Here is an 8,711-nt window from a genome sequence, read left to right as displayed (position 1 = left end):
GTCAACAGGAGCAGATCATGATCTCTGACCCCCCCGCCAAGTGGGCCCGGCCTCTCGGGGTCCACGCGACGACAGACCCGATTTGCTACAGGAGCGCACCATGATGACTGATCCCCTGCCCGGCAAGGAGATCACCTACAGCATCTCCGAGCTGGCCCACGAATTTGATATCACGCCGCGCACCATCCGCTACTACGAGGATGAAGGCTTGATCACCCCGACCCGGGAGGGCCAGACCCGCATTTACAGCCACAAGGACAAGATCCGGCTGAAGTTGACCCTGCGCGGCAAACGACTCGGCTTCAGCCTGGCGGAGATCCGCGAGCTGTTCGACATGTATGACACAGACAGATCGAGCAAAACCCAGCTTCACTCCATGATCCAGCTCATCGACGCCAAGCGCCAATCCCTGCGCCAGCAACTGGAAGACATCCAGATGGTGATGACGGAGCTGGAGGCGGCCGAGCAACGCTGCGCAAATTCCCTTAACAGCTTGAAAACCAGCGCAGATTAACCGAATCTGGGATCATCTCACCGCCCTGGTGCCCCCATGAAACACTGTGCTACTGGCTGTTATTGCTCTGCTCCACGGCATGGCCCCCCCTGTTCCAGGTCGGGGGTTACCCTTATCCCCCCTTCGTGATCAAGGAGGGTGAAAACAGCTATCGCGTGCTGACGCGGGATCTCATCGCCAAACTCAACGCGATTCAGCAAACAGTATCCGCAGCAAGTCGCCCGCCTGCTGCGATCGGACAAACGGGATCAGCCGTGCGAGCTTCACTCCAACAGCTAGCCACACAGCCAGCTGGAAGCCTGGCTGGCCCAGTTGCAGAGCAGCGAAAGAGTGACACGCCGTTGGACAAAGTACGGCGAAAGGTATCAATCGGAGCCATGATTGTCTCCTGATATTTTGGTACCCTATTCGCATCAATTGGAGAGCCTCATGCCCAAGCCCCTGCGTGCCCGCCTGTTGCGCTATGTCCTTTACCTTAGCGCCATCTTGCTCATCTCCCTGCTCATCCTGTTATGGCAAGCCCCCACCCTCACCCAGCGCCACCTGCCGGGCTGGCTGGCCAAGCATTACGGCCTGAACCTGACCCTGGGGGAGATAAGCGTCGGCCTGCGTCACCCCTCCCTCGCCATCGGTCCCTCGGCATTGCTCGATGAAAAACAGCAACCCATCATCGCCTTCGAGCAGTTGCAGATTATCCCCGCACTGGGCGAAAGCTGGCGGCAGAAAGCCATCATACTGAGTGACGCAACCCTCACCCGGCCGACGGTACAGCTTGTTCGTCTCCCGGACAACAAGGGGACCATCCGCTTCAACCTGACCGACGCCCTGACCCGTTTGCTGACCCCAACGCAGACGCCCGAGCCGGCTGGCGGCGAACCTCCCCTGATACAGATAACCAGGCTGGCCGCCACCGCGGGGCATATCCGCTATCAGGACAGTCGCAAGAGCAGCAGCCCGGGCTGGGTGCCGCCGCTCACCCTGAGCGGGCTCGAACTGCAGCTGCCGGATTTCACCACGGCGCCCAGCCGCACCAACCCGTTTCAGTTGAGCGCCAGCCTCAACCAACACAGCCCGCTCAAGGCCAGCGGTCAGTTCGATATCATGACGGGGGCAGGCAAGGGCAGGCTTAGCCTGGGCAAGCTGGCGCTCTCACCCTTCGCACCGCTCTGGGCCCCCTATCTTAAGGTCGATCTGGTGCAGGGCGAGGCCAGTGCCGAGCTGGATTACCAGCTCACACCGGGCAAGCAAGGGCTGAATTGGCAACTCACCAAGGGCAAGCTGACCCTGAACGACTGGCAGCTCAAGCAGAGCCAGGGCGCCGAGTTTGCCCGCTTCAAGCAGCTGGCGCTGGCAGGCATTGCCATGGATGGCGGCAAGCAATCGCTCCAAATCGACCAAATAGCGCTCAAGGCCCCAGCCATCACGGCCGCCCTGGATGCCAGCCAACAACTGGATCTGGCCGCCCTGCTGATCCCGCAGTCCGCCGCCCAGCCGGCGGGCAAACAAGCGGATAGCGGCAAGCCGTGGCGCTGGTCGCTCAAAGAGACCCGCATCAGCCAGGGCGAGCTCAAGCTGACCGAGTCGAGCAGCGGCAAGCCGCAATTGCGGGAACTCTCCGGGCTGAACCTCACCCTCGGCCCCCTGAGCAGCCAGGCAGGCCAGCGCAGCCCGCTCACCCTCAATGCCACCCTCAACGCCCAGAGTACGCTGGCGTTTGACGGTGCCCTCACCCTCACCCCCTTCGCCCTCAACGGGGACATCAGGCAGCAGGGACTGCCCCTCAAGTGGGCCCAACCCTACCTGCAGGATCTGCTGCGCATCAGCGTGCGCGATGGCCTGCTCGCCAGCCGCACCAAGCTGGCCATCGCCACCGATGCCAAGGGGACGCTGAGCCAGCTCGACGTCACGGGTGGGCTCGACATCGAGCGTCTCACTGTGCTGGATCGGGCCGACAATCAACGCCTGCTGCAGATAGAGCACCTGCAATTGAGCGGACTGCACTATGACGGCATCAGCCAGCAGGTGAGAATTGGCGACATCTTGCTGCGAAAGCCCTTTGCCCGCATCGAGATCAACGAGGACAGGGTGACCAACGTCCAGCAACTGCTGCTGCCGCAAGCCGCCGGGAGCAAGCCGGCCAGCGGGCCCGTTCCCCGCATCACCATAGATCAGATCCGTACCGAGCAGGGCAACCTGCGCTTTGCGGATCGCAGCCTGAGCCCGGAGTTCGTGGTGGACATCGCCTCCCTCACGGGTCAGAGCCGCCATATCAGCAACATTCCCGGCCAGCATTCGGATCTCGCCTTCAACGGCAAGGTTGACCGCTATGCCCCCGTGACCATTCGCGGCGGCACCAACCTGCTGATCGAACAACCTGTGCTGGACGTGGCCGTCACCTTTAACAACCTGGAGCTCACCACCTTCACCCCCTACTCCAGCACCTATGCGGGATACGCCATCGACAAGGGGCAGCTCTCCATGAAGCTGAACTACAAGCTGAGGGGCAACCGGCTGGAGGGGAACAACGACATCACGATCAAAAAACTGCAACTGGGGGAGAAGATCAAGAGTGAACAGGCCAAAGATCTGCCGCTGGGGCTGGCCATCGCCCTGCTCAGCGACGCCAATGGCGTCATCCAGATGAACCTCAAGGTGAAGGGCAATCTGGATCAGCCGGATTTCAGCCTGGGCAACATCTTCTGGGATGTGCTGAGCAACACGCTCAGCAAGGCCATCACCTCCCCCTTCTCCCTGCTGGCCTCCCTGGCCGGAGGCACCGAGGATCTGGACGAACTGCTCTTCCTGCCCGGTGAGCCGGATCTCACACCCACCCAGCAGACCAAGCTCGCCAAGCTGGCACAGGCCCTCAAGGAGAGCCCCAAGCTCAGCATGAACATTCGCGGCAAGGCCAATTTCAACGAGTAGCGCCCCATCTTGCAGCGCCAGAAGCGGGAACGTGCGCTGGCCAAGATCACGGGCGCCCCGGTCGACATCTCCCTGCTGGAGCAGGATCCCGTCCTGCAAGCGGCACTGGCCGAGGCCTATGAGGCGCGCTTCAATGAGGATCTTGGGGATCTGGCCGATCGGCTGAAACTGGATAAATCGAGCCCGGCCCTGCGCGCCCAGGCGGAGATCCTGCTGCGGGATCAGCAGCTGATCACCACCAAGTCCCTGCGCAACCTCGCCATGCGCCGCGCCCAGAACACCAAGGAGTATCTGGTGGATACCCAGGGAATCGCGCCGGAGCGGCTGTTTGTGCTCGACAGCCAGGTGCGGGAAACGGACAAGGAAGCCAAGGTCGTCCTGACCCTGGATGATTGAGCAAGGGGGGGCCAAAAGCCCCCCCTTTGCTCACCCTGCCGGTTGTCTTTTCACATCGCCATATTGCGGCGCAATTATTGCGCTGCTATGCGCCAGGCAGATGGCGCTGGTGCGACGATCCGTGCCCCCTTTTCCTGATGCTCCCGTGGTCAGCCATGCTATCCCTGCTATCCCTGCTATCCCTGCTATCCCTGCTTAGGCCCTGCCCAACCGGCAGACTCCCAACATAAGCGGAGATCTGTCTCAACTTGATATAGTAGTGACACACTCTTGTCTGATGGCATATGAGGCTGTTTTTTAGCCAGCCATCACTCAGGCAATAAAAAGAGGGACAAGGCGCGGCAGTCAAACATGCCCACGCCCTATGTTGCTTACTTTCAAAAAAGGCGTTTTTCATACAAAAAATAAACCTTTTCAGCGCTATTCATTCACCTGTTATCTACCTGAATGGCACGAATGGTTCATGGGGTAAAATTTCGTGTGGTTTTTTACCATTTCTGCGGTTCCCCCTCTTGCTCGGGGCCAAGAGCCTGCCTAAAATCGCGCGTCTTTTATCAACCCCCCACCTCTATTTTTTGGAGAACGCCACGTGAGCGAAAAATTGGCCAACCCTGCCCCTCTGGGTCTGATGGGTTTCGGTATGACCACCATTCTGCTGAACATCCATAACGCAGGTTTCTTCCCCATCAGCGCCATGATCCTGGCCATGGGCCTGTGCTATGGCGGTCTGGCCCAGATCATTGCCGGTATTATGGAGTTCAAGCGTGGCAACACCTTCGGTGTCACCGCTTTCATCTCCTACGGCACCTTCTGGTGGAGCCTGGTGTTCCTGCTGGTGATGCCGACCATGGGTCTGGCCGAAGCCACCCCCGCTGCCTACATGGGCTGGTATCTGCTGATGTGGGGCATGTTCACCCTGTTCATGCTGGTTGGCACCGTCAACTACCCGCGCGTGAAGCAGTTCGTGTTTGCCTCCCTGACAGTGCTGTTCTTCCTGCTGGCCGCCCGTGACTTCACCGGCAGCACCCTGATCGGCACCATCGCTGGTTTCGAAGGCATCATCTGCGGCGCCAGCGCCATCTACTTGGCCATGGCCACCGTGATCAACGAGCAATTTGGCCGCACAGTGCTGCCGATTGGCGATCACAAGAAAGCCGCAGCCGTACAGCTGAAAGCCGCTGCCTGATAGGCAAGCGATTCAGATTGTGAAAAAGGCACCTTCGGGTGCCTTTTTGCTATTCAGATTACATCATCTGCGGATCGGTTATCAGACAAGTGACCCCGTTTGCGCCTCTCCCGCCAACAAGCGGGTCGCCGGAAAACGCAGGGCGGGATCCTGGCTAAAGAACTGGCTTAGTTGCCGGTATACCGCGGGATAGACCTGCTGCAGGCGCAGCGGATCGGTAAAAAAGCTCTCGCAGCACACGGCAAAAAACTCGGCCGGATGCTCGGCGGCATAGGGATCGATGGCGGTTACCTCGTCGCGGGCCAGCTGGGCGTTCATGGCATCGAATGCCCCCTGCAACGCCTGGGTCCACTGGCGCGGATCCATGCCTGCCGGCAGTGGTGGCGCACCATCGGCCTCCCCCCCCAGCATGTCGAGCTTGTGGGCCAGTTCGTGGATCACCAGGTTGAACCCATCCCAATCCCCATCCTGCTGCAACTCGCTCCAGGCCAGCACCAGCGGTCCCTGCGGCCAGGACTCACCGGCGTTCTCCTCTTCCCACTCGCTTACCAGACCGAACTCATCCTGCACTTCCTGACGGCGAGTTACCGGCTCGGGGATCAGGATGATTTCGTGAAAACCGCGATACCAGTCGAGCCCCAGATGCAAAATGGGCAGCACGGCCTGCAGGGCCAGCACCGCCTGCTGGCGAGGAGTGAGCTCGACGCCAATCTGGGTGAGTGTCTTGCGAGCCAGAAACTGCTGCGCCAGCGCAACCAGCCTCAGCTGATCACTGCGGGTAAATCCTTGCAAAATGGGCACGGCCGCCAGTGCTTGCTGCCACTCCAACGCTCCCGGGGCATTCTCTTCCTGCAGGGATGCGCCACCAAACAGACTCCATAACCTGGACCAGAACACGCAGACTCCTCTTGCTGATCAGAATAATTTCACGAACCGTTTCGGGCGTTCAAGGTAGCCCTGCGCCAGATAGAAGCGATGAGCCTCTTCACGCTTGAGACTGCTGGATAACTCCAGCTGGCTGCAACCCTGCGCCAGGGCGCTGGCTTCTGCCGCCGCCAGCAAGGCGGCCCCCACACCCACGCCCCTTGCACCTTCATCGACGACCAGCGCCGAGATCAGGCCCCAATCTGGTGCAACATGCAATGGCCGCAGGCGGTGCCACACCAGCACACCCGCCACGTCAGTCCCATGACACGCAAGCAGCACCTCGGTAGCCGGATCCAGCCTACCCCCGCGCTCGCCCACCTCGGCCGTGCTGGCCGGATAGCCGAGCTGCCCGAACAGCTGCGCCATGGCATCGGCATCCGCCTGCGCGGCGGGCCGGATCTGCCACTCTTCACTGTCCATCTTCATCGTTGGCCTCCATTTTGCTCTGTCTCAGCCCCCTCCATACATCGAGGCGCAAACGACGATGATAAGGGGCTTATGCCGTATTGTGTCCAGTCAAATTGGCCATTTGTTAATGTCAATTCACAAATTAACAAGTTAACAACATATTTCGCTGGGAAGCCCACGAACAAATGGATATGTTAAAACCCGCGGACTTGGCAGTTGAAAGTCCCGCACACGATGAAATGACCCTCTTGGTCACCCACTATTTTAAGGGAGCGGGGCGCAGACCCCGCCAAGACAGCACGACAAAGGAGTTGTTGTACATGAATGAGATCGTCAATGCCATCAATGGGGTAATTTGGAGCCCAGCGCTCATCTTTCTGTGTCTGGGGGTAGGCCTCTACTTCTCCCTGCGCAGCCGCTTCCTGCAACTGCGTCACATCAAGGAGATGATCCGGCTGATGTTTGACGGCAAGAGCACGGATGCCGGTGTCTCCTCCTTCCAGGCGCTGGCCATGACCCTGGCTGGCCGGGTTGGTACCGGTAACATCGCCGGTGTCGCCACGGCCATCACCTTCGGTGGCCCGGGCGCCCTGTTCTGGATGTGGATGGTCGCCTTCTTCGGCGCCAGCTCCGCCTTCGTGGAGTCCACCCTGGGTCAGGTCTACAAGGAGAAGATCAACGGCGAATACCGCGGGGGACCGGCCTTCTACATCGAGAAAGGGCTCGGCATGAAGTGGTATGCCTGGACCTTCGCCATCGCCACCATCTTCGCCTGCGGCGTGCTGCTGCCGGGGGTGCAGGCCAACTCCATCGGCTCCAGCCTGCAAACTGCCTTTGATATCGATCCGAACGTCACCGCCGCCGCTCTGGCGTTGCTGCTCGGCTTTATCATCTTCGGTGGTGTGAAGCGGATCGCCAGCTTCGCCAGTACAGTGGTGCCCTTTATGGCGCTGGGCTACATCATAGTGGCCTGCGTCATCATCGCCCTCAATATCACGGCCCTGCCGGGCGTGATCCTGCTGATCTGGAAGAGTGCCTTCGGCTTTGATGCCGGCTTTGGCGCCGTGTTGGGTCTGGCCATCATGTGGGGAGTCAAACGCGGGGTTTACTCAAACGAAGCGGGCCAGGGTACAGGGCCACACGCCTCCTCCGCAGCAGCGGTGAGCCACCCGGCCAAACAGGGTCTGGTTCAGGCGTTCTCCGTCTATATCGATACCCTGTTCGTCTGCTCTGCCACCGGCTTCATGCTGCTCATCACAGGCCTTTATAACGTACAGGGACCGGATGGCGTCGCCCTCTATACCGGTATTGCCGGCATCGCAGCGGGCCCGGGTTATGTGCAGACCGCCATGGAGAGCATGATGCCCGGCTTTGGCAGCATGTTCGTGGCCATCGCGCTCTTCTTCTTCGCGTTCACCACCATAGTCGCTTACTACTATATCGCCGAGACCAACATCGCCTACATCAACCGCAAGGTGAACCGTCCCTGGCTGACCTTCGTGCTCAAGCTGACGCTGATGGCCTCCACCGTCTATGGCACCGTCAAGACCGCCGATCTGGCCTGGGGGCTGGGTGATATCGGGGTCGGCCTGATGGCCTGGCTCAACATCATCGCTATCCTCTTGCTGCAAAAGACCGCCTTCGCCTGCCTGCGGGATTATGAAGCCCAGCAGGCCAAGGGGCAGGATCCCGTGTTCCACCCGGAAAAACTCGGCATCAAGAACGCCGACTACTGGATGGGTCACCGCTCCGAAGACAACCTGGAACAGGAGAAGGCCGGCCACCCGTTCGAGCCGGATCGCAAGATCTCCTGAACCGCAATGACATAAGACATCGATAAAAATGGCAGCCTCGGCTGCCATTTCTTTTGCACTTTATCTGCTCGCGGTCAGAGCGGATTGCGCCTCGGCCCGAATGGCAAGCGCCAGCGAAACAGGCTGTTGAACGTGGCGCGCCACTGATTGGGCCGCCCCAGGATCTGTCTCTGCAAACGGGTCTCTTCCTTGAGCATCACCTCATCGCTGCGCGCCCAAGCCTGATGGTAGAGCTGCTTGATCCCCGCCAATGCGTCTGGCGACTTGGTGATGAGCGTCCTGGCGAACTCGCGCGCCTCTGCCAGCGGGTCCTCGCAGACCCTGCTCACCAGCCCGAAGGTTTTGGCCTCGACGGCATCCAGCTCGCGCCCACTCATGGCCAACTCCATGGCCGTGTCCACCCCCATCAGGTTGCGCAGGGTGACGCTGCCGCTCATGTCGGGAATAATGCCCCACTTGATCTCCATCACCGAGAAACGGCAATCCGGGGTGCTGAACCGAAAATCAGCCCCCAGCGCAATTTGCAGGCCGCCACCGAAAT

Annotated in this window: 6 protein-coding genes and 1 pseudogene; 4 read left to right on the top strand and 3 right to left on the bottom strand. The window is 60.2% G+C overall.

Going from position 1 to position 8,711, the window contains the following annotated elements:
• The first annotated feature begins 103 nt into the window (after positions 1-103).
• The 3 genes and pseudogenes from AAC083_RS02425 (at position 104) to AAC083_RS02415 (ending at position 5,021) form a co-directional block, all read left to right on the top strand.
• Positions 104-514: a MerR family transcriptional regulator gene (locus tag AAC083_RS02425; protein WP_108535743.1), complete on the top strand. Its 411-nt coding sequence runs from the start codon at positions 104-106 to the stop codon at positions 512-514.
• A gap of 429 nt (positions 515-943) precedes the next feature.
• Positions 944-3,835: pseudogene (locus tag AAC083_RS02420) on the top strand (DUF748 domain-containing protein).
• Positions 3,836-4,424: 589 nt separating this feature from the next.
• Complete coding sequence (locus tag AAC083_RS02415; RefSeq protein ID WP_042037427.1) at positions 4,425-5,021, top strand: acetate uptake transporter; 597 nt, start codon at positions 4,425-4,427, stop codon at positions 5,019-5,021.
• A gap of 81 nt (positions 5,022-5,102) precedes the next feature.
• On the opposite strand, the gene AAC083_RS02410 is transcribed toward AAC083_RS02415, so the two are convergent.
• Positions 5,103-5,918 (bottom strand): M90 family metallopeptidase, encoded by an 816-nt coding sequence (locus AAC083_RS02410; RefSeq protein WP_108535742.1) that lies wholly within the window; start codon positions 5,916-5,918, stop codon positions 5,103-5,105.
• 18 nt (positions 5,919-5,936) lie between these two features.
• Positions 5,937-6,374, bottom strand: a complete 438-nt coding sequence (locus AAC083_RS02405) for a GNAT family N-acetyltransferase (protein ID WP_108535741.1) — start codon at positions 6,372-6,374, stop codon at positions 5,937-5,939.
• Positions 6,375-6,676: 302 nt separating this feature from the next.
• Here AAC083_RS02405 and AAC083_RS02400 point away from each other — a divergent pair, with 302 nt between their 5' ends.
• Positions 6,677-8,170, top strand: coding sequence for an alanine/glycine:cation symporter family protein (locus tag AAC083_RS02400; RefSeq protein ID WP_042037424.1), 1,494 nt, complete (start codon positions 6,677-6,679; stop codon positions 8,168-8,170).
• A gap of 74 nt (positions 8,171-8,244) precedes the next feature.
• Here the strand turns inward: AAC083_RS02400 and AAC083_RS02395 are convergent.
• On the bottom strand, positions 8,245-8,711 hold a 467-nt coding region (locus AAC083_RS02395), incomplete at its 5' end, for an enoyl-CoA hydratase-related protein (RefSeq protein WP_181364620.1).

It is taken from the genome of Aeromonas sp. HMWF014, from assembly GCF_963878295.1.
Taxonomy (GTDB): Bacteria; Pseudomonadota; Gammaproteobacteria; order Enterobacterales; family Aeromonadaceae; genus Aeromonas; species Aeromonas popoffii.
The sequence above is the reverse complement of the archived record's forward strand: the minus strand, read 5'-3'. Positions and strand labels throughout refer to the sequence as shown.

Coding starts and splice junctions, on each gene's coding strand:
- AAC083_RS02425 (WP_108535743.1), top strand. CDS start 104: ATGACTGATCCCCTGCCCGGCAAGGAGATCACCTACAGCATCTCCGAG.
- AAC083_RS02405 (WP_108535741.1), bottom strand. CDS start 6,374: ATGAAGATGGACAGTGAAGAGTGGCAGATCCGGCCCGCCGCGCAGGCG.
- AAC083_RS02400 (WP_042037424.1), top strand. CDS start 6,677: ATGAATGAGATCGTCAATGCCATCAATGGGGTAATTTGGAGCCCAGCG.